Below are 23,106 nucleotides of genomic sequence, written 5' to 3'. Positions count from 1 at the left end.
CGCATATTTGGGGACATTCCGTTAGCGGTCAGGGGACACACCTCTTACAGAGGAATGTCCCCAATGAGTGTGTCCCCTGACCGCTGATGGCGGGAGACTGAAGCAAGTTCTTGGTTTGGTTGCTTTTTACCAAACCTTAGAACTGCGAATACAGAGTAAGCCAAGTTAGTCAGGTTAAATATTGACGATTTTTTTCAGCACCCTTTTTACCATCACAGCTGCCACAATTTGACGGTATTCCTTGACGGCGCGCACGTCGTCAATGGGCGAAATATCCTGCACTACAGCTTGAGCGGCTTCCTCAATAACTTCTGCGGAAAGTTCTTTTCCCATCAATCTGCTTTCCACAGTTTTCGCCCGCACAGGAGTAGGAGCTACTGAACCCAGAGCAATGCCGGCCTCTTTTATCTTCCCGGATGCAATTTCTATGCAGGCAGCCGCACTGACCACAGAAATAGCCATAGCATTTCTTAAGCCCAGCTTAATAAACCAGCTGGAACTGTTGGCCCCATTTTGGGGAATTTCGATCCTTGTCATTAATTCGTTAGATTCCAGTCCTGTCTTATTCACACCCAGAAAAAATTCCCCAATAGGGATTTCCCTTTCTCCTTTTTCCGCGCTGTCCACAACTACAACAGCATGCAAAGCCAGTAAAGGAGGCGCCGTATCCGCGGCAGGAGAAGCGTTGGCAAGATTTCCTCCGATGGTGGCGCTGTTGCGGGTGGTGGGGTCAGCAAAATGCCGGGCGGCTTCCGTTAAGGCAGGTGCATATTTCCGCAAGGTTTCCGATCTCTCTATATCGGCAATCGTAGTTAATGAACCAATCAAAACCTTTCCCTTTGTTTCTGTAATATAACAAAGCTCTTTTAAATTTCTGATATTAATCAGGGTTTTATGATCGATTTTTTCACTTCTGATTAAAGGCAGGACGTTGGTACCCCCTGCAATCAGGCATGCCCTTTCTCTCTCCGATTGCAGCAGTTCCAAGGCTTCCCTTGTTGTTCCTGCATTGATGTAGCTAAAGTTTTTCAAACTTATCACTCCCTGACTCAAATACTTACAACAAAAAGCAACAGGCAAAAATGGGTTCATTCTGAACCCATTTTGTTATAATTCCTTGCCTAAATCAGGTCCAGGCTGGCAAATATAAATATTGCTGATTTTTACAAGTATGGCGGATTTAGGGGACAGCTGGGGCATCGCTTCTTTTACCCAGGCTACCGTTTCATTAAAAACCTTTCCTTCTGTTTCCACAGCAGCTTTTCCTTTGATCTGAAATGATTGATTACCCTCTGTATCCCAGACACAAATAGATACAAAAGGATTTTCCTCTAAGTTTTTCATACTTTTTTGCATAAAATTATCCGCCAGCACCAATGTCTCGTCATCATAGCATTTGACAAAGGCAAAAGGAATTACGTTTGGCATGCCATCTTTACTCGCTGTAGCTACAGGTATAATTTTGGTCTTCGCCATGGTGTTTTTAATTTCTTGAGAAATTTTGGGCAAGGGAATCATTCCTTTCGATAATTGATCGCTTTCATTTTTATTTCATATGCAATAGTTGTGCCAAGCAGTTAAAAAAAACGATTTTTATAATCTTTTCCTTTGATATCAAGGGATTGGCATCACTGCTTAATGTCTTAATCATACAAAAAGAAATGATAAATAAAAAAAACGGGTTCATTTTTGACCCTTTTGATTAAGTGTAGGGCAGAAATGAACCCAATTCATTTTTTATGCTGCTCTCATATTTAAATGGTTCCAAATTTAGTTCTTCTTGAAAACATTTTCAGTTGTGATGTTCTAACTTTATTTCTATAATATGCGTATACAAGAATTCATTCAGATCCATCGTTCAAATATTTAACTCATTTTATTAAAGGGGTGAAACAAATGACCCAAGGAAGTATTGACTTTGAATTTGTGGTTAATAGTATTTCAGAGGGTGTTTTTACGGTAGACTGTGCCTTAAATATCACTACCTTTAATAATGGGGCTGCCAATATTACAGGTTATACGAAACAAGAAGCTCTCGGGAAAAAATGTTTTGCCTTATTTAAAAGCTCTCATTGTTGCGGGGGAAATTGCTTAATGCAGAAAGCGGTACAGCATGGGGAGAAGGGGTACTCAACAGATGTGGTCATTGTGGATAAAAATGGCGGCTTGATTCCTGTTGAAATCTCGGTGATGCCTTTATTTGATACCAAGGGCAATATTATCGGCGGCTTAGAAATTTTATCAGATCAAAGAAAACTCCACCAGGTGGAAAAAAATTATGACCGCTACAATTTTCAAAACATTATCGGCAAAGACCCGAAAATGCAGGAAATCTATGAAATGATTGAAGCCGTAGCTCCTTACCGGTCCAGTGTGCTGATCTGCGGCGAAAGCGGTACGGGCAAAGAGTTAGTGGCCAAGGCCATTCATTTTTTAAGCGATCGACGCTATAAACCCTTCATCAAAGTAAACTCTGCCACCTTAACCTCGACACTGGTCGAGTCTGAGCTGTTCGGCCATGAAAAAGGAGCTTTCACCGGTGCTTCGGCCACGCATCAGGGTAAATTTGAGCTGGCGGATCAAGGGACAATTTTTCTTGATGAAATTGGCGAAATATCCGTAAATATCCAGGCTAAACTCTTAAGAGTTCTACAGGAAGGGGAATTCGAAAGAGTGGGGGGAAATAAAACCATGAAAACCGATGCCCGGATTATTGCCGCCACCAACAAGGACCTGGTAGAGGAAATCCGAAAAGGCAATTTCCGTATGGACCTTTTTTACCGCTTAAATGTCTTTCCCATCAAAATACCTCCCCTGCGCCAAAAAAGGAATGATATTTCTCTTTTATTAGTTTATTTTATTCAAAAGTATAACGCCTTTTTTCAAAAGGCAAAAAAAGGAGTTTCCCAGGAAGCCTTAGACTTTCTGTTGCAGTACGATTATCCCGGAAACATACGGGAACTGGAAAATGCCATGGAGTATGCTTTTATCAAGAGTAAATCCGAATATATTCTGTTAAAAGACCTGCCCCCCAATATGGTCGGCGAGCGCAAATTGCCGGATAAAGCTACCCAATTGGTGGATATGGAAAAACAACATATCGAAACGATCTTAAAATCCTGCGGGGGAAACAGGGATAAAGCAGCTGAATTACTGGGTATCTCACGTAAAACTCTTTATAACAAAATTAAAAAATATTATCTCTAACGGCACACTGGGTAAAAATTATACCCTTAGGGGTAAAAATTACTCAATGAGATCTTTTTTCTCAACCGGAGACCTATCTGTCTCCGGTTTTTTTATTGGCACAGAACTTGCTTTATAAATAAGTCAATGGAAGGGAGGGTTGGATCATGACGGAAAGTTCCCGAAAACGCAGGGAAGCCCGTTGGAATGAGGAAAGTGCAAAAACCATTGCCCGCACGCATGGGATCAAGAACTTGGACGCTGACCACTGGCTTGTTATTTCCTACCTTCGCGATTATTACAAAGATTTTCAACAACCTCCGTCTATGCACAAAATCTGCATTTTTACCGGCTTTAACAGCCTGAGAATTTACCGTCTTTTTCCCGAGGGCGGTATCCGCAGTGCCTGGGTGATCGCCGGCTTGCCCCCATTAAAAGGTTGTATTTAGGAAAGGCGGTGGATCATGAGCAGGTTTAATATTTTAGGTTCCCAGATCAGACGTCATTATCTTTATTTAGGTGCTATATGTGTGGAAGATGAAAAAATATGGCAGGAAATGACTGAATGCATTTTGACAAAAGAAGGAATTGATCCTATAACACCCAGGCATCGTGAGATCATGGCGTTCCTGCGCCAATATTACCTGGAACGCCAACGGTCCCCTTCTGTCCGGGAAATCTGCGCACAAACAAATAGTACGTCCGGTGATTTTTTTGCCCTTTTTTCCGATTGGCCCCATACCTTATTTGTCATTAACAGCATTGTCAGTCAGGTGCTGGGTATTCCTTTCTGGCACACAGAGCAGGATTAGGAGGTAAATCATGGCAGTTATTCAGGCGAAAAACTTGGACCCCGAATTTAAATACCAGATCGCAGACGTTTTGGCCGGCTTAGGGCAAAAATCTGATTTTTCCCATTGTCTTGCCTGCGGGATGTGTACGGCCGGCTGCTCTTACAGTGACGTGCATCAGGACATGGACCCGAGAAAATTTCTGCGCAAAATTATTTTAGGCCTCAAAGAAGAGGTGGTCCATGATCCCTTCATCTGGAAATGCACCATGTGCGGCAGATGCACCATGTTTTGTCCCATGAAGGTGGATCTGGCCGGAGTGGTGCGCACGGTCCGGGGGCATTTCGGCTTAAAAGCTCCCGGGCATATCCAGGAGGTTGCCGATATCCATATGGCAACAGGCAATCAGCAGGCTTTATCGGCCGAAGATTATCTGGATACGCTGAACTGGCTGGAAGAGGAATTGCAGGAAGAAGTTCAGGACGCCCATGCGAAAATTCCCCTTGACAAAAAAGGCGCCGATATTCTCTATGTCATTAATTCCCGGGAAGCCAAATTCTATCCCCAGGACATTCAAAACGTGGCTAAAATTTTTTATGCGGCCAAGGCCGATTGGACCATGAGCAGCGAAGGCTGGGATGCTACAAACATGGGGCTGTTTAGCGGCCGGGATGAGGACGCCCGGAAAATTGTGGGCATGATTGATCAGGCCATGAAAAGACTGCGCTGTAAAACCCTGGTGGTCACCGAATGCGGTCATGCCCTGCGCTCTCAGTCATGGGGCGGCAAAGCCTGGTTTCAGCGGTCCTATCCGGTAAAAAGTATTGTTGAGATCATTTTAGGCTATTTGAAAGAAGGAAGAATTAAAGTCGCATCCGGTTTGTTTCCGGAAAAGTTTACCTATCATGACCCGTGCAACTTCGGCAGAAAAGAGGGTTTACTTAAGGAACCCCGGGAAGTGCTTCAATATTTGGGCATTGATCTGGTGGAAATGTATCCAAACCGGGAATACAATCTTTGCTGCGGCGGGGGCGGCGGCGCAAATTCCATGGGTACCGAAATGGGGCTGCGCGCGATCAGAATGGAAAAGGGCCGGCTCAAGGCCGAGCAGATCAAAAAAACCGCAGCGGCTAAAATCATTGTCCCCTGTCACAATTGCTTTGACCAGCTCACAGACATAGGAAAATATTTCAAACTTGGCACCAAGGTTGTTCATATCAGCACGCTGGTGGCAAAATCATTAATCCTGGATGACAAACTAGAGGGTGGGAAAAGTTTATGAAATTGTTAAACGACAAAGGACATTTAACCGGCTCTGTTTTGGTTGCCGGGGGCGGCATTGCCGGAATCGAGGCCTCTCTGAATCTGGCCGAAATGGGATATCAGGTTTATCTGGCGGAAAAGTCCTCCGCGATTGGGGGAACGATGCCGGCCCTGGATAAAACCTTTCCCACCAATGACTGTTCCATGTGCATTCTTTCTCCCAAACTGGTTGAATGCGGGCGCCACTTAAATATTGAAATCCTGACCAATACAGAAATAAGCCGGATCACAGGCAACCCGGGCAATTTTACCGTCACGGTGCGGCAAAAGCCCCGCTATATTGATCCGAATCGCTGTACGGGATGCGGGGAATGCGCCGCTGTTTGTCCGGTGGAAACCGAAAATGAATTTGAAAAAGGTTTGGCGAAGAAAAAAGCGATTCATAAGAAATATGCCCAGGCATTTCCCCATGCCTATGCCATTGAAAAAGACGGGCCCCCTCCCTGCAAAGCAACTTGTCCTGCGGGTGTTAATGCCCAAGGATATGTGGCACTTACCGCCCTGGGTAAATTTAAGGAAGCGGCAAAAATCATCTATGACGATTTGTTACTCCCTTCTTCATTAGGAAGAATCTGTCCCCATCCCTGTGAAAATGATTGTACCCGGGCCCAAGCGGAGGGGGCTGTTTCCCTTGCTGCGTTAAAAAGATTTTTGGCCGACAGCCAGCCCCGGGAAAGAATCCCTCTCCCCGAGATGAAAAAAGAAAAGACGGCGGTGATCGGCTCCGGGCCGGCAGGCTTAAGTGCGGCTTTTGAACTGGTGAAAAACGGTTACCCGGTTACCATCTTCGAAGCTTTGCCGGTAGCCGGCGGCATGCTGGCCGTAGGAATCCCGGATTACCGTTTGCCCCCCGTGATTTTAGACCAGGAAATCCGTTATCTCCGGGACCTGGGCGTAGAGATCAAGACCAACAGCCCCTTGGGATCCTCTTTTACCTTAGAAGACTTGAAAAATCAAGGTTATCAGGCCGTTTTTCTGGCCACCGGGGCTCATGTCAATAAAAAACTCCATATTCCCGGTGAAGAGGGAGAAAACGTTTATGCTGGAATAGAATTTCTGCGCAAAGTAAATTTAGGCGAAAAGCCGCCTTTAGGAGAAAATGTTGCGGTGATCGGGGGCGGAGATGTGGCCATGGACGCCGCCCGGAGCGCCCTGCGTCTTGGGGCCCGGGAAGTTACCGTTTATTATCGCCGTTCCCGGGCAGAAATGCCGGCCCGGGCAGAAGAAATTGAGGCGGCCCGGGCGGAAGGCATCCAATTTAAATATCTGGTGGCACCCACTGCCTTTATTCGAGAACACCACAAACTAAAGGGCATGAACTGTGTGGAAATGACCCTTGGCGCCCAGGACGCGACAGGACGGCGCCAGCCTGCTCCTGTCAAAGATTCTGCCCATTTTATTCCGGTGGATACGGTGATTAACGCCATCGGCCAAACACCCGATCTTACTTTCCTGCCCCGGTTGCTCAAGCGTACCGGTCAGGGAACCCTCTGGGCCGACGAAAAAACCTTAGCCACTTCTTTACCCGGCGTATTTGCCGGCGGTGAGGTGCGAACCGGACCCGGTATCGCCATCCAGGCCGTAGCGGAAGGGAAAAAGGCGGCCGCTTCCATCAGGGATTTTTTCCAGGGGAAAAAATCAGCACGGGATGACGAGGGTAGGGAAAAAACGGTCAAAACAGTCCCTCTCCCGGAAAAAATCACGGTAATAAACCGGGTAGCGCGAAAAGAATTGGACCCTCAAGAAAGAGTGCGGGATTTTCGCGAGTATGTCCTGGGCCTTTCTGCAGAAGAAGCCCAAAAGGAAGCGCAGCGCTGTTTAGGCTGCGGCCCGTGCTCGGAATGCATGCAGTGTGTTGAAATATGCCAGGCAGGCTGCATCAATCATCTTGACGGGGTCAGAGAGATCGATCTTCAGGTGGGGGCAATCATTTTGTCGCCTGGCTTTCGTGAATTTCCTGCCTTTAAGCTAAAAAACCTGGGCTATAGAAGATGTGAAAATGTGATCACCAGTATGCAGTATGAAAGACTTCTCAGCGCCTCCGGTCCTTTTGGGGGGCATCTGGTGCGGCCTTCCGATCATCAGGAGCCCCAAAAAATTGCCTGGATTCAATGCGCCGGGTCCCGCACCCTGAAAGACGATCAACCCTATTGCTCCAGCGTCTGCTGCATGGTTGCCATTAAAGAGGCCCTGATCTCTAAGGAGCACTGCGATTATCCCCTGGAAACCGCCATCTTTTATATGGATATGCGCACCCAAGGAAAAGATTTTGAAAAATATTATTGGCGCGGGCAGGACCAGGGCATACGCTTTGTGCGGTCCCGGATCTTTACGGTGGAGGAAGACCCGGCATCAAAGAATGTATTGATACGCTACGCGGCGGAAAACGGCACCATTCATGAGGAGGAATTTGACCTGGTGGTCCTCTCCGTCGGTCTTTGTCCCAGTGAAGACAGTGAAAAACTGGCCCAAACTGCCGGTTTTTCCCTCAATGAACATGGTTTTGCCCAAACGTCAGGATATCATCCCATCGCAAGTACCAGAGAAGGGGTTCTTGTGGCGGGAGCCTTCAGCGGGCCGAAAGATATTCCGGACACGGTGGTGCAGGCTTGTGCTGCTGCGGAGGAGGCGGCGGCAATATTGGCCCCGGCAAAAAATACCCGGGTCCGGGAAAAAACATACCCGCCCGAAAAAAATGTATCCGGCGCAAAGCCCCGGATTGGCGTCTTTGTCTGCCATTGCGGCATTAATATCAGTAAGGTGGTCGACGTAAAAAAGGTGGTGGAAACTGCCCGGGCTCTGCCCCATGTGGTTTATGCGGAAGATAACCTATACACCTGTGCCCAGGATACCCAAATGAAAATGAAAGACCTGATCGAGGAACACCGGCTGAATCGTGTGGTCGTAGCCTCCTGCAGCCCCCGCACCCACGAGCAGCTTTTCCGGGAAACATTAAAGGAAGCCGGGTTAAATCCCTATTTGTTTGAAATGGCCAATATCCGGGACCAATGTTCCTGGGTGCATCTGCACGAGCCGGAAAAAGCAACGGAGAAAGCGATGGGGTTAGTGAAAATGGCGGTGGCAAAAGCCCGGCTTTTAGAGCCAATAAAAACAAGAGCGCTGCCTGTGGAACAAAAGGCGCTCATTATCGGCGGCGGTGTGGCCGGCATGACGGCTGCCCTGGCTATTGCCGGCCAAAATTATCCGGTTTTTTTAGTGGAACAGAATCCGGTTTTGGGCGGCATCGCCCGGCACCTGGCCTTCAATCATGCCGGAGAGCCGGTAAAAGAGTTTTTGGCTGATCTGGAGAAGCAAGTGGCCGCCCATCCCCTCATTACCAGGTATCTGTCCACTACCATCCAGGAGATCAAAGGATATGTGGGTAATTTTCAAACTACTTTAGTCAGAGAAAACCGCACCCACACCATTCATCACGGCGTTGTGATCGTTGCTACGGGAGCCAGGGAAAGCCGGCCCGGGGAATATTTTTACGGCCAGGATCACCGGGTGAAAACCCATCTGGCCTTAGGCAACCTGCTCTTAGAAGAACCCGAAAAGATCAAAGAGATGGATGCCATCGTTCTGATCACCTGTGTGGGGTCCAGAAATACCACCCATCTCTATTGCAGTAAAGTCTGCTGCACCCAAACCGTGCAGCTGGCAAAGAGAATCAAAGAAATCCACGCGCAAACCCCTGTTTACGTTCTTTATCGGGATATGCGCACGTATGGATTCCAGGAGCAGGCTTATCTTCAGGCCCGCCAAAAAGGGGTCATTTTCATCCGTTATGATTTAAACCATCCGCCCCAAATGAGAGAAGAAAAAGATCACCTGGTCATCACCTGCACCGACCACGTGTTAGGGGAAGAAATGGAAATCCCTGCTTCCTTGGTCAGTTTGGCCCCCGCTATAGAACCTGTCGACAATTCTTATTTGTCCAAAGCCTTAAAGGTGCCTCTGAATGAAGAAGGGTTTTTCTTGGAAGCCCATATGAAATTGCGGCCGGTAGATTTCAGCACGGATGGGATTTTCCTTTGCGGCTTGGCCCATGGGCCGAAGCCTTTAACGGAATCAATGACCCAGGCCAAGGCCGCTGCGGCAAGGGCTTGTACCGTTCTAAACAAAAAGTTCCTGGAGGGGGAAGGACTTTCTGCCCTTGTAAATAGTGCCCTGTGCACCGGCTGCGCCACTTGTGCAAGCATTTGCCCGGCCCAGGCCGTAGAAGTCGATGAAAAGGAAAAAACTGCCCGGGTCAATGCCGCCCTGTGTAAAGGCTGCGGGGCCTGCGCCGCTTCCTGCCGTTCCGGCGCCATTGACATCCAGGGTTTCCGGAACAGGCAAATCTTAGCGATGATTCGTCAAGTTTGACAAAGAGGTGATGAGAATCATGGAAGAAAGGAAAATATGCGCTTTTCTCTGCACCTGGTGCAGTTACGCAGGCGCGGACTTAGCCGGTGTGAGCCGGCTCCAGTATCCCCCCAATATAAAAATTATCCGGGTACCTTGTTCGGGAAGAGTGGATCCCCTTTTTATCCTGAACGCTTTAAAACAGTGCGACGGCGTATTTACCGCCGGCTGCCACCCGGGCGACTGTCACTACAGCTCCGGTAATTTAGTGGCGAGAAGAAAGTTTAGTTTATTGCACAGCCTGATTGATTTTATCGGTGTGGAAAAAGAAAGAGTCCGGTTTGACTGGATTTCCGCAGCGGAAGGAAATGCCTTTGCCCGTAAAGTAACAAAAATGACGCAGGAATTGGCAAAACTGGACCCATGGGACAGATGGGGGGGTAAAAAGAATGACTGATGTAGTGGAAAAGATGAGAGCTATTTCCCGTTACCTTTTAGAAGAAGGAAAAGTGGACGTGGTCATTGGTTTCAAAACCGGGACCTTGCCTGGGAGACCCACTCCCTGTTTTATCACGGAAAAGGAAGATTGCGGGAATCTAATCTGGGAGGAGGGGTGCCAAAACAATCTGGCCAACTATTTACGGGAAGAGAAGCGCCAGGCGGCGGTGATTGTCAAAGGCTGTGACAGCCGTTCTTTGATCAATCTTCTCACAGAAAATCAATTGTCCCGGGAGCGCATCTTTATCATCGGCGCACCCTGTCCGGTAAGGGAAAAATGCCCCGGCTGCCAAACCACCGCTCCCCTTATTTTTGATCACCTCATTGACAGTGCCTCAGAAGATAGGGCTGAAAATGATTTCCGTGATGTCCACGACTTTGCCCGGCTTCCCGCCCAGGAGCGAAAGGCCTATATCTACCAGGAGGTTTCCAAATGCATTCGGTGTTATGCCTGCCGCAATGCTTGTCCTGCTTGCTATTGCCCAGAATGCTTTGTGGAAAGCAATCTGCCCCCATGGGTGGGAAAATCCACCGATATTGCCGACAATGTGATTTTTCATTTGACCCGGGCTCTCCACCTGGCAGGACGGTGTGTGGATTGCGGAGCCTGCCAAAGGGCCTGTCCCATGGGCGTAGATTTGCGCCTGTTAAACCATAAAGTCATGATGGATGTAAAGAATTTCTACCAATTTGAGGCCGGACTGGCGGAAACCCAGGAACCTCCCCTGAACACGGGCACAGTAAATGATCCGGAGCCTTTCCGGGTAAGAGGTGAGAAGCATGCTCTATGAAATTAGCAAAAATGATTTACAAACATGGCTGCAGGCACAATGCCGGGAAAAGGAAGTGTTGGTCCCTCAGGAAAAAGAGGAAGGATATCTTTTTTTGCCCTGGAACGGCGGCGCCATCAATCTTTCCGGCTATGTAAATTCATTAAAGCCGATCAAAGATGTCTTCTTTCCCCAGTGGGAAAGCTTGATCAAATACCGGTTAGATCCGGACAGGGCTGTAGAAATTACTCCCGAACCAAGAGAAGATAAACCGGTGCTCATCTTTGGGGCCAGGCCATGCGATGCCCAAAGCATCCTGCTGCTGGATGCCGTTTTTAACGGGGCGAAATTCCAAGATCCATATTACTGCAGGCGCCGGGAGAATTCATTCATTATTTCTTTAGCCTGCCAGAATCCCGGATCCACCTGTTTTTGCTGGGAACTGGGCGCAGGCCCGATGGCGAAGGACGGTGCCGACATTCTCTTAATCGACCTGGAAGATACCTATGTCGCCTTGTCCGGCACTGATCAGGGAAATCAGGCACTGATGAAAGGACCTTTTGAAAAGGCTTCCCCGCACAGGGAAGAATTGGTTGAAAGCATGCGGAAGGAAATGGTAAGAAAATTTCCTTCCTCCCTGGACCGCCGCTTTCATGATAAGAAAATACCCGACCTTTTTACCCATCCGGTCTGGGACGAACTTTACAGGAAGTGTCTCAACTGCGGCGTGTGTACCTTTCTGTGCCCTGCCTGTCATTGCTTCGATATCAGTGAGGAGGCAACAGATAGGGAAGGAAGGCGGGTGCGGAATTGGGACAGCTGTATGTTCAGCAGTTTCACGCTACATGGTTCCGGCCACAATCCCCGTCCTAGCAATAAAGAACGATTAAGGCAGCGGTTTTTGCACAAATTTAAATATTTTCCTAAGAATTATCAGGCCCTTGCCTGTACCGGCTGCGGCAGATGTATTCTGAAATGCCCGGTAAACATCGATATGCGCGAAGTATTACTGAGAGTGGGAGTGTTCGCAAATGAAAACGAATCATGAAAGAGAAAATCCTTATCTGCCTTACCCATTGGAAATTCTGGCCGTGAAAGAAGAAAACCCGGAAAAAGATTTAAAAACCTTTTACTTGAAGTTTTTACATCCGGAACAAGAAAGTTCCTTTCGCTACCTTCCCGGTCAATTTGGGGAACTGGGCGTATTCGGCACGGGAGAAGCTCCTTTTGGCTTAGCCAGCTCGCCCACAGAAAAAGGAATCTTAAGTTTTACGGTGAAAAAAGTGGGCTCCGTAACTTCCGCCCTGCACATGTTGGAAAAAGGAGATGTGGTCGGGTTAAGAGGACCCCTGGGGAATCATTGGCCTTTGCCGTATTTTTCAGGCAAAAATTTGGTTGTGATCGGGGGAGGATTTGCTTTTACCACTTTACGTTCCTTGGTTTACTATTATTTAGACCCGGAAAACAGAAAAAAAATCGGGGATTTGACCGTCATTTACGGGGCCCGTGATCCTGATCAATTTCTTTACAAAGAGGAATTAAAAAAATGGTTGGAAAGAAGCGACCTGCATCTGCATTTAACGATAGATCAGCCCGCTGAAGGCTGGTCCGGCCAAATAGGTTTTATTCCTGCTGTGGCAGAACAGGTATTAAGTTCTTCGTCTCATGCTGTAGCCGTAGTTTGCGGCCCCCCGGTCATGATCAGATTTACTTTTCCTGTTTTAGAGAAAATAGGTTTTTCCCCGGAAAATATTTTTACCTCTCTGGAAATGAAGATGAAATGCGGCATCGGCATGTGCGGACGCTGTAACATCGGGCCTAAATATGTATGTAAAGACGGTCCCGTCTTTAGCCTGGCCGAACTGAATCAGCTGCCTGACGATTATTAGGATTCATGATGACGCCAGGATTCCGGTTCCACAATCTGGTATTCTTGAATCATGCGCCTTAAGGTACCTTTGGAAATGCCCAGTTCCCGGCAAACAGCCATCCGTTTCCAGTTGTTGCGGTTTAAAGATTCTAATACGGCTGCCTTTTTAATCTCTGCCAACTTAAACGTTTTTCCCGTCACATGAAGGTCTTTACCGGGATGGCTCTGGAATTTCTCCGGCAGATGTTCCGGAAGGATCAAGCCGTGATGACACAAAATAAATGCATACTCGATGATGTTTTCCAGTTCTCTGATATTTCCCGGGTAGTCATATTTCATCAGAATCGCCAGAGTTTCCGGTGCCAAGCCTAGCACATGACGGCCCTTCAGGTGATTAAAACGCCGAACAAAATGGTCTGCCAAGAGAGGGATATCCTCTTTTCTGTTCTGCAGGGAAGGGAGTTTGACTTGGGCTATATTGATCCGGTAATATAAATCCTGTCTAAATTTTGCTTCCTGGACCAGCGTCTCCAGGTCTTTATTGGTGGCCGCGATTACCCGCACGTCGGCTTTGACAGGCATTACCCCGCCCAGGGGAACATAGGTCCTTTCCTGCAGAACACGCAGCAGCTTTACCTGGAGAGCAGGGGAAACGTCCCCGATTTCATCGAGAAAAATAGTCCCTCCCTCCGCCCGGGCAAAATAGCCGGGCTTATCCTTTTTGGCATCGGTAAAAGCCCCGGCCAGATAGCCGAAAAGCTCCGACTCCAAAAGGGTATCCGGCAAGGCGCCGCAGTTTACCACCACCATAGGCTTCCGGTTCCGGTCGCTTAAATTATGCACAGCCCGGGCCACCAGTTCTTTTCCGGTGCCGCTTTCACCCAGTATTAAAACCGTACTGTCGCTTTTAGCCAGATCAGGCAAAATATGAAACAACCTCTGCATAGAATCGTTTTTGCTGATAATATCATAGAGGTTATAGGATTTTTGCAGTTCTTTCCTGAGCTGAGTCACCTCAGACATATCCCGGAAGGTCTCCACGCCGCCGATAATTTCTCCGTTCTCTTTTTTTAAGGGAGCGGCACTAATGCTTACAGGAATCTTCTCCCCCGTCGGTTTAATAATATGGATCGACTTATTGGTTATGGGCCTCCCGGACTCAATACTTTGCTTTAAAATACAGGCCCCGTCGCAAATATCAGAGTGGAAGATATCACGGCACGGGCAGCCTAAAGCATCCTTTTGACTAATACCGGTGATGACCTCCGCCGCCCTGTTGAAAGTAGTGATTTTCCACTGATGATCAACAGTGAATACGCCGTCTGCGACACTATCTAAAATTTGCGGTGATAGCCCTCCCTCTGGTTTCATACTTTCCCTCCTGCGAAAATTTTTTAAATATGGGAAAAAATAATTTATTCTTGGTTAAAAAGGAACGGCATACTATAATGGATATTAATATTTTAATTTTTATTGGGGAGTAAAAAATGTTGGCATCCATTCTTCAAATATTATTGGGTTTTGCCGTTGGTACATTTGGGACGTTAATCGGTGCCGGCGGAGGATTTATTCTCGTTCCCGTCTTACTGCTTCTCTACCCTGAAAACGATCCCAATATTATTACCAGTATCTCATTAGCCGTGGTCTTTTTCAATGCCTTATCCGGCTCGTTCGCGTACGGCAGAATGAAAAAGATTGACTATAAATCCGGTCTAATTTTTTCCGCAGCTTCATTGCCCGGATCCATCTTAGGGGCCTATGCCACCTCATTTATTCCCCGGCACATTTTTGACGGAATCTTTGGTGTCCTGTTAGTGGCCTTGGCTGCCTTTCTGTTGACCAAAAAGACTCCGGCAGATGGAGAAAAGGATAATTTGGATCAATCGAACAACATAACCCGGATCATCACCGATGGGGACGGCACGTCATACACTTTTTCATATAGCTTAACAACAGGTATTATGGTAAGTTTTTTGGTCGGGTGTTTTTCCAGTCTTTTAGGCATCGGGGGAGGAATTATTCATGTTCCGGCCCTGGTAAATTTATTGAATTTTCCTGTTCATATCGCCACAGCAACATCTCACTTTGTTCTATGCATCACAGCATTTTCCGGAAGTATGGTCCACTTGTTCTCAGGTACGCTGATCGCCGGCATCCACCAAATCCTTTTTTTATCAATAGGAGTTTTGGTGGGCGCTCAGTTAGGTGCCAGGTTATCTAAGAAAATTCATAGCCATATCATCATGAAAAGCCTTGCCATTGCCTTAGCCTTGGTGGGAATAAGGATTTTTATCCTGGCTTTTTCATGAATAGGTGTCAGGGGGACGGGGTTGTTGACACTAGTGTCAACAACCCCGTCCCCCTGACACCACTTGACACCAAAAGGCAACGATGTAGCTCATAAAAAAAGCAACGCCTACGCTGACAGGCAAAACAGCAATAGCCCCCAGCCATGAGAAAGTCTGAAAACCCATGGCGGCACTAATGATGATCAGTCCGGGCAGTGTCATCAAAAATAGAAACTTACGTGTGGCTAGATATAGATGTTCTTTTTTCCAGGGAAGAATTCTCATGAAATCAGACTGTATTGCTTCTTTCCAATCCGCACTGACAAAGTTGGTCAGAATAAAGGCCAGTATCAGCCAAACCAACCATTTAAGGGTGGAAAATCCCAGCACTGCCAGGAGGCAAATGGCGACAAATGAGATATATAGCTGGATGCGTTGTTTGTTTCTTAACATTGATTTAATACCAAATTCGACTAATCCGTTCACCGCAGTACGCTGATGAAAAATGAGTTTTGAATTTCTGAAAATCCAGGGCTGCTTTTTTTGTTTTTTCGGGTTTTTAATGGTTATGCCGGACATCTTTAATAAGAAGGTCACATATTTTAGCCTCTCGGAATTCTCTCTTTCAACGTCCGGCAGGAAACTGCCTCTAATCGTCAATCTTCTGCGGATCAATATGAGGATAACCAGAAACAGGATGAAAATGCAGAGGATACAAAGGACACGGTTTAACAGGAGATAAGGGATGCATGTAACAAAGAGCAAACTGGAAAAGAGGAACAAGACTCTGAGGATGATCCATTGCTTAAAGCCAGGAAAGATTAAAGCCAGGAGCTGTTTTGATAAGCCCAGAACTACTTTGGCTAAAAAAGTAATGAAACCCAGCAAGATCAGTTTATCAATATCCATACGGTAATGTCCGATCAGAAAGGGGGCCAGCAAAGAAAAGAAAAATACACTTGTGACAAGGTTTAAGAAAATGGAGTACCCGATTCCTTTCCCCATCAGGGTGTTAATCCATTTATGCCGATTCCATAAAAAAAGTTGATCGGCTTCTTTTAAAAACACCCTGATCGTACCGGACCAGGCAAATAACAGGGAAGCGAGCGCAAAAAAGCTGAATGGCACCGGCTCAAGCCAAAGGGGAGTGGTTTTCCACCATTCCAGGTACTGATAACCGCTAAAGGCCAAGAAGGGAATCAGGATATATAAAGCTACCGTCCAATCAATCACGGTTCTCCAAGCACCAAAGTTATATTTCCATTCGGATACAATCCGTTGATAAAATAATTTTTCAGGTGTAATCATCATGCATTCTCCAATATGCTATTAAAGCAATCGAATAAAGAGGCCTTTGGCAAACGGCATTGCTCCCGGATTTGTTCCAAGTTGCCCTGGGTGACCAACTTGCCGTTGGCGATCAAAATGATGTCATCACAGATTCTTTCCGCGATATCCAGCTGGTGTGTGGAGATTAAAATACCCGCGCCCCGTGTTTTTTCCTCTTCCAATAAATTGATGAATTGCATTGTTGCCCGGGGATCCAGACCGACAAAAGGTTCATCGATGATATATACATCCGGCTGAATGAGCAAACCGATAATCACCATTAATTTTTGCTGCATGCCTTTGGAAAAACTGCCGGGAAAATGGTGTTTCACGTCTGTAAGATGAAACAGGAAAAGCAATTCCTCGCTTCTTTTGATAAAATATTCCCGGTCCATCTCATAGGCAGCGGCGGACAGTTCTAAATGTTCCCATAAAGTCAATTCGTCATATAAAACCGGCTGCTCCGGAATATAGGCACAGGTTTTATTTTCATGCATAAAGAGAATGTTACCCGCCAGCTCAGGCAAAAGATTTATAATCGCCTTGATGGTGGTGCTTTTTCCCGCTCCGTTAGGGCCAATCAAACCCACCAGTTTACCGCTGTTTAAAGTAAAATGGATATCCTGCACGGCGTCTTGCCTGCCTGAATAACCGGCATGGTGAATGTCCACTTTTAATACTTCCAAAGTCAAAGCCTCTTTCTTGCCAAATACCTTTTTACCCATGATACTAAACGTACTATTTGAAGTCAAATAGCAAGTGAGCCGGGAAACCGTCTCCTGGCTCACTTGCACCTTCAAGGATCCTTTAGCGCGGGTCAGGAGGGACAGGGGGACAGGTTTTGTCGGACAAGACTAAACGGCTCAATAAATATTAATCCACTCAGGATAGTAATTGCCATAGTAGCCAGGTTCCCCGCTGACACCACGAATTAATTCTTTGGGCGGTCCACCTGCCATCGGTTGATAATACAATGATCCGCAATTATAGTCAGTTAGCCGGAGGAATAATAAACCCTGACCATCAGGGGAAAGGCACGGAGCATAATCAGCCGTATCAACCGGTCCGCTTGTCACAGCTAACTCTTTCCCATCCGCTGTTCTGTGCCAAATTCGCTGTCCTGGGACCAGGACACCAGCTTGCTCTTGACCTTCCCAGCCTAATGTTTCTGTTCCCCTACAGAACAAAATACCGTTTGCCGGAGTTGACAGCCACCTGGGTTGAGTATCAACTTGACCAGTCTGCCCACAATCAGTAATTTGACCAGTTTCCACGTCTACGATATGTAAGCGTTTCTGAATAGTCGCTTCCCGGCCGCCACCTACAATATAACCCAGTTGACTGCTGTCAGGCGCCCAATCAAACCATTGGACATAGGCCAATCCACCACCCAGATCGATCGACTTTTTTTGCGCTATATTTAGCACTTGTATGGCGACCCCATCGGCCGATATTGAAGCTGAATTGGGTTTTAAATAGTAGGCCAGGTATCGTCCGTTCGGGGACCACTTTAGCCCGGTGGCAACCCGGGTATAACTTCCGTTTTCCATTTTACCAGCTTCACCTAGGGTCAGTAGATTGGTATGATCTCCTTTTAATGTAACCTGATCAATTCGTAAAGGTTGTTTTTCATTTCTAGGCAGAGAAATGGCTAAACTTTTCCCATCCGGTGCCCAGGCCAAACTCTCAATGATTTCGCTATTCTGTGGCCACAAGGCGGTTGTGGCGGCCACGCCGGTTTTTAAAGAAGAAATTTTCAAGTTACCATCTGGAATATAGCCTTCTTGGGGATCTTGAGTGGTATAAGCAAGCAGATTTTCTGTCGGCGACCAGGATGGGGTAATATAGACTGGCCTTTCGTCCAACTGTATAGCGTCAGTCCCATCCGCTTTTACCACCCAGAGATACTGCTTACTGGCATATTCATCACTGCTATCGCTCTGCAGATAGGCTAACCACTCACCATTTGAAGACCAACCCACGATTTCTACCAGGCCAGCCCCCGTAAGACGAATTGGTATGCTCTCAGCCTGCCTGCCATCTACCAGCCACAAGTGGCCATCACTGGTGAAAGCTACTCGGGCGTCAAAAGCCGCCGTCTCAATCCGTTCCGGTTTAGGTAGCTGGATCGGTTGGCTGATGGTGATTTGAGCCATTGATGCAGCTTGATCCCATCTAGCCCGGCCTCCCAGGGCGGACGCCAGAAAATTAAGGGAGACTTGTAGGCGATTGTTTATGATCTGTGGCGAGGTTGCGAGTTCAAACTGATGACCGTTTTCCCAAACTTCCCGATCATCCGGTTTCAGTTTAATGGTTTGATTATCTTTAATGACAGTAGCCACATTAGTGGCTGGGTCCCAAGTCACACTGGCTCCTAAAGCGTTGCTAATCTCCCGCACCGGTACGATTAGCCATAAATAATTGCTCTCGTCGCTCCGTATACGTGGTGGCTCAGGTAGTTCAATCCTTTGACCGTTTATGGTAACCGTAATTACCGGTTGGTCAGCTAAAACAGGTGAACTTAAACCATCCCCTGCCAGAAAAAATATAGCAATTACCGTCCATAACCATAATTTAGATTTTGTCATATGACACCCCTTTCTAACAATACTTTCAAGAATAACGAGGGACAAGGGGCAGGTTTATTATCCCATTCATAACCGGCATGACTAGGCGGGACAGGCAACCTGTCCCACTACTCTAGACGTCAGCCCTCTTCTTTTGTTCCATTTCTCACACTACTTTTTTGTTTCTCGCCAGGGTGGGAACAATTTTCCTTTTCGCCACGTCCAAATTATGAAACATAAAAAAGGAGGCTGCTTAAAGTGGTAAAAAAGAAATTAATCGGCATTACTTTAACAGGGGCAATTTTATTAATGGGATGCGGTATGGCTTTTGCTGATTCGGCAGACACCAACACCCTCCCCTCCGATCAAATTATCCCCATATCTGCCCCTATTAATAATGAAGAGCCGGAGAAACTGTTTGAAACCAAATTTAAAGATATCCGGAAACATTGGGCATTTGACGAAATAGTTTCCCTGGAGGAAAAAGGGGTATGGGGGGACTTATCCGGGGAATTTAAGCCGAAAGAGGTGGTCACAGGGGCTGAATTTGCCGCATATTTAGATAAGATTTTTGCCTTTGACACCGAACCCGACTTTGGTTTTGACCTTCATGGGGGAATCGGCAGAATGGAAGCGGCAAAGGCCATTGAGAAGTCCTTTACGGCTAAAAAGCTATCGGTAATCATGACACTCATGTTCCCTGTTTATGATGACACGGAAAATTTGGACCAAGAGGAAACCGATGCATTATCTTTTGTATTTAACACCGGTATTATGAAAGGAAAAACCGAGGGAAAATTTTCTCCTGACGATCCTATTACCAAAGCGGAATTAGCGGTAATACTCCACAGAACTTTGGCTACCCTAGAAAACGCCAGTCCTATGGAGGCGCCTGCCGAATAATCAGACGGAATACCCCATGAAGCAGAGACGGCAGCAGCAGAAAAATAAGGATTTTTATCCTGGTTTTTTCATGAATAAAGGATTTTACTGCCGCAAAGACTATTATTGAGAGATATTCTTAGAAAAAAATTAAGTGAGATCTATGTCGTAAATTCATCCGGGGTGTTGATCCAATGAACTTTAATTCTATATTTATTACCGGTATAATTGGGGCAGTCATTGTAGACGGCTTAACTTACCTTTGTCTGCAGTTAGGCATCGCAACGAGCACCCCGTGGGAAATCGCCTCCAGTATCTTCTTAAATCCTCCCCTTATTTACACTCCGTCCGGAATCATTATTGGCTTTATTGGCACCATTGCCCTTAGTATCGCTACCTCACTTCTAATCTCATGCATTTTATCGGCCACCGGATTTGAATATGCCTGGTTAAAAGGGATTATTGCCGCGAATGCTCTAGGTTTTATTAATTTGGGCTTGTTTATGCGTCTATTAAATATTTGGCCTCAAATACGCAACGAACCTGCGACGAACTTTGTTGCCCTATTTTGTCTTTCCGTGCTGGGAATCATCCAGGCCATTCTGCTCAAAAAATGGTCCAAAATAACTGTCTAAATCATAAATAGCAAGGAGCCTACTCAAAATCCTTTTGAGTGGCCCCTGGGGCATCTAAATATTTTCTTTCAGCATCAGCAGGATAGATCATTAAATAAAGAGATTTACATTGGATTCTTCCGCATCTGCCAGATAGGCCGCTACCCCGCCAAACTCAATGCCGTCAATCAGTTCTTCTTTCCGGATTCCCATCACATCCATGGACATGGTACAAGCCACCAGCTTTACTCCTTGTGCTTTTGCCTGGTCAATCAATTCTTCCAGGGAAGCAATGTTTTTCCGTTTCATAATACCCCGGATCATTTTTCCTCCCATGCCGCCCATATTCATTTTAGACAAGGTAAGTTTTCTGCTTCCTCTCGGCATCATCAGGGCAAACATCTGCTCCATCAATGTCTTATTTACAGGGACGGCTCTGTCTTTACGCAAAATATTCAGCCCCCAAAAGGTGAAAAACATGGTAACTTTCCGCCCCATCGCTGCCGCCCCGTTGGCAATGATGAAAGACGCCATGGCCTTATCCAGGTCACCGCTGAAAACAAGCAGAGATTTCCCTTGAGGAAGCTCCCCGGTGGGCACCTGAGCCCCATTTCCTTCATTATCGCTGCCTTTTCTGATCAAAGCGACATGATCCATGTCCGTGGCTTTGACCTCCAGTAAGGTATTTCCCGTTCTGCGGCACCAAGCTTTAATATCAATGGCAAATCCCGGGTCGGTCGCATGGATCTCTAATATATCTCCTTCAGAAATATTTTCAAGCTCTTGATGCACCCGCATGATGGGCCCTGGGCACTGGAGGCCGCAGGCATCGATTTTAATCACTTTTTTGCCCGTTTCGGTTTCTGGCTTTTTGGGCTTCTCCGGATCTTCAATTTTGGTCATCTGTTCATCCAGATTCAAGCTTTTCCCGCTCTGATCGGTGCCGGCTAAATATAAATCATAGCCCCCGCTGATGTTAAATGCTTCGAAACTGTTTTGGGTTAAAATCCGGCAGGCCAGGTAGCCTCTTAAGCCGATTTTACAGTAGACGAGAAGCTTTTTATCCTTCGGTATTTCATTTAAACGCTGGCGCAAATTGTCCAGGGGGATGTTGACCGCCCCCGGGTAATACCCGTTTTCATATTCCATTTTCGTTCTCACATCGAGGATAAAATACGCGTCCGGATTCAGCTTTCCCATTTCATCCCAGTGAACGACTTTTACGTCTCCCTTTAAAATATTGGCGGCTACAAAACCTGCCATATTTACCGGATCCTTCGCCGAAGAAAAGGGAGGAGCATAGGCAAGCTCCAGCTCTTCCAGATCATAAACCGTCATGCCCTGTTTGATGGCAGCAGCCAGTACATCAATTCTTTTATCGATTCCTTTGCTCCCCACAATTTGGGCACCCAGGATTTTTCCTGTTTCAGGGGCAAAAAGGATTTTCACCGTCATGGTCAACGCCCCGGGATAATAACCGGCATGCGAGCCGGAATGGGTATATGACTTGAGGTAAGGAGTTCCTGCCGCCCGAAGCATTTTTTCATTATTCCCGGTTGCAGCGCCGGTAAGGTGGAAAACCTTTAGGATTGACGTCCCCTGTGACCCTTGATATTTTGTTGTCCTTCCGCAGATATTGTCCGCAACAATCCGCGCCTGTTTATTAGCCGGCCCGGCCAAAGGGATGAGGGAAAACTGCCCGCTCACCAAATCCTTGACTTCAATGGCGTCGCCCACTGCATAGATATACGGATCGGAGGTCCTTAAGTGTTCATCCACTTTGATGCCGCCCTTTTCTCCTATTGCTAATCCGGCCTCTTGGGCCAGTTTAACATCGGGCTTTACGCCCACGGCAAGCACAACCAGGTCTGTCTCCAATTTTCTCCCGCTTTTCAGAAAAACACTGATCCTATCTTCTCTCTCAAACTTCTCCACCATATCTTTCAGAACCAATTTTATCCCGTTGTCAAGCAATGCCTTTTCTAAAATCCTGGCCATTTCCTGATCCAGCGGCCCTATTACCTGATCCGCCGCCTCGATGAGAACGACATCCAACCCTGCCTGCTTCAGGTTTTCTGCCATTTCCACCCCCACATAGCCGCCGCCTATCACGACCCCCCGGCGGGGCTTGCTGTTGCTAAGATAATTCTTAACCAAATCTACATCGGCCATATTGCGCAGCGTAAAGATTCCTTCCGTGCCAACACCCTGGACCGGGGGCACAACAGGCGCCGCTCCGGGAGAAAGAACGAGGTAATCGTAATTCTCCCGGTAGATTTGCTCTCCGGATACCACTTCCACTTCTTTGACATCTGGAAAAATTGCGGTAACTTCACTTCTCGTCCGGATATCAAGATGAAACCGTTCCTCCATTTTATCTACTGTTTGGACCAAAAGTTTTTCCCGCTCGGAAATGACTCCCCCTAGATAATAAGGCAGTCCACAATTGGCAAATGAAATATATTCTCCCTTTTCAAACAGGATGATTTCCGCTTGTTCATCCAGCCGGCGCAGTCTTGCCGCCGCACCGGCACCGCCGGCAACTCCGCCGACGATAATAATTTTTTTCTGCATCAGAATTCCTCCGTTTAACCCCTACCGGGCAGGGGTAGATGTTACTTAAATTTTATTTTAATTTAGG

At 46.9% G+C, this 23,106-nt stretch carries 19 protein-coding genes; 12 read left to right on the top strand and 7 right to left on the bottom strand.

What is annotated here, in order from left to right:
- Positions 1–174 precede the first annotated feature (174 nt).
- Positions 175–1,032 (bottom strand): FAD binding domain-containing protein, encoded by an 858-nt coding sequence (locus DCMF_RS24660; RefSeq protein WP_214658877.1) that lies wholly within the window; start codon positions 1,030–1,032, stop codon positions 175–177.
- 75 nt (positions 1,033–1,107) lie between these two features.
- A complete protein-coding gene (locus DCMF_RS24655; RefSeq protein ID WP_148136892.1) occupies positions 1,108–1,509 on the bottom strand; it encodes a pyridoxamine 5'-phosphate oxidase family protein in 402 nt (133 codons plus the stop codon).
- 387 nt (positions 1,510–1,896) lie between these two features.
- Between DCMF_RS24655 and DCMF_RS24650 the strand changes: the two genes are divergently transcribed.
- From DCMF_RS24650 to DCMF_RS24610, 9 genes are all read left to right on the top strand, one after another.
- Complete coding sequence (locus tag DCMF_RS24650) at positions 1,897–3,207, top strand: sigma-54 interaction domain-containing protein (RefSeq protein WP_148136891.1); 1,311 nt, start codon at positions 1,897–1,899, stop codon at positions 3,205–3,207.
- Between the two features lie 146 nt (positions 3,208–3,353).
- The gene (locus DCMF_RS24645; RefSeq protein WP_148136890.1) at positions 3,354–3,635 is read left to right on the top strand and encodes a TusE/DsrC/DsvC family sulfur relay protein; all 282 of its coding nucleotides are present in this window, start codon (positions 3,354–3,356) and stop codon (positions 3,633–3,635) included.
- Between the two features lie 15 nt (positions 3,636–3,650).
- A complete protein-coding gene (locus DCMF_RS24640) occupies positions 3,651–3,998 on the top strand; it encodes a TusE/DsrC/DsvC family sulfur relay protein (RefSeq protein ID WP_148136889.1) in 348 nt (115 codons plus the stop codon).
- Between the two features lie 10 nt (positions 3,999–4,008).
- Positions 4,009–5,259, top strand: coding sequence for a (Fe-S)-binding protein (locus DCMF_RS24635; protein WP_148136888.1), 1,251 nt, complete (start codon positions 4,009–4,011; stop codon positions 5,257–5,259).
- Positions 5,256–9,668, top strand: a complete 4,413-nt coding sequence (locus DCMF_RS24630; protein ID WP_148136887.1) for an FAD-dependent oxidoreductase — start codon at positions 5,256–5,258, stop codon at positions 9,666–9,668. The genes DCMF_RS24635 and DCMF_RS24630 overlap by 4 nt, the downstream gene beginning before the upstream one ends.
- A gap of 10 nt (positions 9,669–9,678) precedes the next feature.
- Positions 9,679–10,104, top strand: a complete 426-nt coding sequence (locus tag DCMF_RS24625) for a hydrogenase iron-sulfur subunit (protein WP_472297455.1) — start codon at positions 9,679–9,681, stop codon at positions 10,102–10,104.
- Positions 10,097–10,936 carry a 4Fe-4S dicluster domain-containing protein gene (locus tag DCMF_RS24620; RefSeq protein ID WP_148136885.1) on the top strand — a complete coding sequence of 280 codons (840 nt, stop codon included), beginning with the start codon at positions 10,097–10,099 and terminating at the stop codon, positions 10,934–10,936. The genes DCMF_RS24625 and DCMF_RS24620 overlap by 8 nt, the downstream gene beginning before the upstream one ends.
- On the top strand, positions 10,926–11,963 hold the full coding sequence (locus DCMF_RS24615) for a 4Fe-4S dicluster domain-containing protein (RefSeq protein ID WP_148136884.1): 1,038 nt from the start codon (positions 10,926–10,928) through the stop codon (positions 11,961–11,963). The genes DCMF_RS24620 and DCMF_RS24615 overlap by 11 nt, the downstream gene beginning before the upstream one ends.
- Complete coding sequence (locus DCMF_RS24610; protein WP_148136883.1) at positions 11,947–12,804, top strand: FAD/NAD(P)-binding protein; 858 nt, start codon at positions 11,947–11,949, stop codon at positions 12,802–12,804. The genes DCMF_RS24615 and DCMF_RS24610 overlap by 17 nt, the downstream gene beginning before the upstream one ends.
- On the opposite strand, the gene DCMF_RS24605 is transcribed toward DCMF_RS24610, so the two are convergent.
- Entirely contained in the window at positions 12,801–14,156 is a 1,356-nt protein-coding gene (locus DCMF_RS24605; protein WP_148136882.1) for a sigma-54 interaction domain-containing protein, read from the bottom strand. The two genes, DCMF_RS24610 and DCMF_RS24605, sit on opposite strands and share 4 nt — an antisense overlap.
- A 116-nt stretch (positions 14,157–14,272) precedes the next feature.
- Between DCMF_RS24605 and DCMF_RS24600 the strand changes: the two genes are divergently transcribed.
- Positions 14,273–15,094: a sulfite exporter TauE/SafE family protein gene (locus DCMF_RS24600; protein ID WP_148136881.1), complete on the top strand. Its 822-nt coding sequence runs from the start codon at positions 14,273–14,275 to the stop codon at positions 15,092–15,094.
- A 36-nt stretch (positions 15,095–15,130) separates the two neighbouring features.
- On the opposite strand, the gene DCMF_RS24595 is transcribed toward DCMF_RS24600, so the two are convergent.
- The 3 genes from DCMF_RS24595 to DCMF_RS24585 all read right to left on the bottom strand — a co-directional run bounded on the left by DCMF_RS24595 (position 15,131) and on the right by DCMF_RS24585 (position 18,990).
- Positions 15,131–16,384, bottom strand: coding sequence for an ABC transporter permease (locus tag DCMF_RS24595; protein ID WP_148136880.1), 1,254 nt, complete (start codon positions 16,382–16,384; stop codon positions 15,131–15,133).
- A complete protein-coding gene (locus DCMF_RS24590) occupies positions 16,381–17,190 on the bottom strand; it encodes an ABC transporter ATP-binding protein (RefSeq protein WP_335582365.1) in 810 nt (269 codons plus the stop codon). Before DCMF_RS24590 ends, DCMF_RS24595 begins: the two co-directional genes overlap by 4 nt.
- 75 nt (positions 17,191–17,265) lie before the next feature.
- The gene (locus tag DCMF_RS24585; protein WP_148136879.1) at positions 17,266–18,990 is read right to left on the bottom strand and encodes a copper amine oxidase N-terminal domain-containing protein; all 1,725 of its coding nucleotides are present in this window, start codon (positions 18,988–18,990) and stop codon (positions 17,266–17,268) included.
- Between the two features lie 237 nt (positions 18,991–19,227).
- Here DCMF_RS24585 and DCMF_RS24580 point away from each other — a divergent pair, with 237 nt between their 5' ends.
- Both DCMF_RS24580 and DCMF_RS24575 read left to right on the top strand, forming a co-directional pair.
- Positions 19,228–19,872: an S-layer homology domain-containing protein gene (locus DCMF_RS24580; RefSeq protein WP_148136878.1), complete on the top strand. Its 645-nt coding sequence runs from the start codon at positions 19,228–19,230 to the stop codon at positions 19,870–19,872.
- Between the two features lie 173 nt (positions 19,873–20,045).
- Complete coding sequence (locus DCMF_RS24575) at positions 20,046–20,486, top strand: hypothetical protein (RefSeq protein WP_148136877.1); 441 nt, start codon at positions 20,046–20,048, stop codon at positions 20,484–20,486.
- 90 nt (positions 20,487–20,576) lie between these two features.
- On the opposite strand, the gene DCMF_RS24570 is transcribed toward DCMF_RS24575, so the two are convergent.
- Entirely contained in the window at positions 20,577–23,039 is a 2,463-nt protein-coding gene (locus tag DCMF_RS24570) for a DsrE/DsrF/DrsH-like family protein (protein ID WP_148136876.1), read from the bottom strand.
- Positions 23,040–23,106: the final 67 nt, after the last annotated feature.

Source organism: Candidatus Formimonas warabiya (genome assembly GCF_002777255.1).
Classification (GTDB): Bacteria; Bacillota; Dehalobacteriia; order Dehalobacteriales; family Dehalobacteriaceae; genus Formimonas; species Formimonas warabiya.
Note: the sequence above shows the minus strand (reverse complement) of the source record. Positions and strands in the feature narration are given on the sequence as shown.

Bases quoted from the DNA above. Each gene is read 5' to 3' on its own strand.
- DCMF_RS24575 (WP_148136877.1), top strand. From the start codon at position 20,046: ATGAACTTTAATTCTATATTTATTACCGGTATAATTGGGGCAGTCATT.
- DCMF_RS24570 (WP_148136876.1), bottom strand. From the start codon at position 23,039: ATGCAGAAAAAAATTATTATCGTCGGCGGAGTTGCCGGCGGTGCCGGT.
- DCMF_RS24625 (WP_472297455.1), top strand. From the start codon at position 9,679: ATGAGAATCATGGAAGAAAGGAAAATATGCGCTTTTCTCTGCACCTGG.
- DCMF_RS24610 (WP_148136883.1), top strand. From the start codon at position 11,947: ATGAAAACGAATCATGAAAGAGAAAATCCTTATCTGCCTTACCCATTG.
- DCMF_RS24620 (WP_148136885.1), top strand. From the start codon at position 10,097: ATGACTGATGTAGTGGAAAAGATGAGAGCTATTTCCCGTTACCTTTTA.
- DCMF_RS24650 (WP_148136891.1), top strand. From the start codon at position 1,897: ATGACCCAAGGAAGTATTGACTTTGAATTTGTGGTTAATAGTATTTCA.
- DCMF_RS24635 (WP_148136888.1), top strand. From the start codon at position 4,009: ATGGCAGTTATTCAGGCGAAAAACTTGGACCCCGAATTTAAATACCAG.
- DCMF_RS24585 (WP_148136879.1), bottom strand. From the start codon at position 18,990: ATGACAAAATCTAAATTATGGTTATGGACGGTAATTGCTATATTTTTT.
- DCMF_RS24595 (WP_148136880.1), bottom strand. From the start codon at position 16,384: ATGATGATTACACCTGAAAAATTATTTTATCAACGGATTGTATCCGAA.
- DCMF_RS24640 (WP_148136889.1), top strand. From the start codon at position 3,651: ATGAGCAGGTTTAATATTTTAGGTTCCCAGATCAGACGTCATTATCTT.
- DCMF_RS24630 (WP_148136887.1), top strand. From the start codon at position 5,256: ATGAAATTGTTAAACGACAAAGGACATTTAACCGGCTCTGTTTTGGTT.
- DCMF_RS24600 (WP_148136881.1), top strand. From the start codon at position 14,273: ATGTTGGCATCCATTCTTCAAATATTATTGGGTTTTGCCGTTGGTACA.
- DCMF_RS24605 (WP_148136882.1), bottom strand. From the start codon at position 14,156: ATGAAACCAGAGGGAGGGCTATCACCGCAAATTTTAGATAGTGTCGCA.
- DCMF_RS24645 (WP_148136890.1), top strand. From the start codon at position 3,354: ATGACGGAAAGTTCCCGAAAACGCAGGGAAGCCCGTTGGAATGAGGAA.
- DCMF_RS24615 (WP_148136884.1), top strand. From the start codon at position 10,926: ATGCTCTATGAAATTAGCAAAAATGATTTACAAACATGGCTGCAGGCA.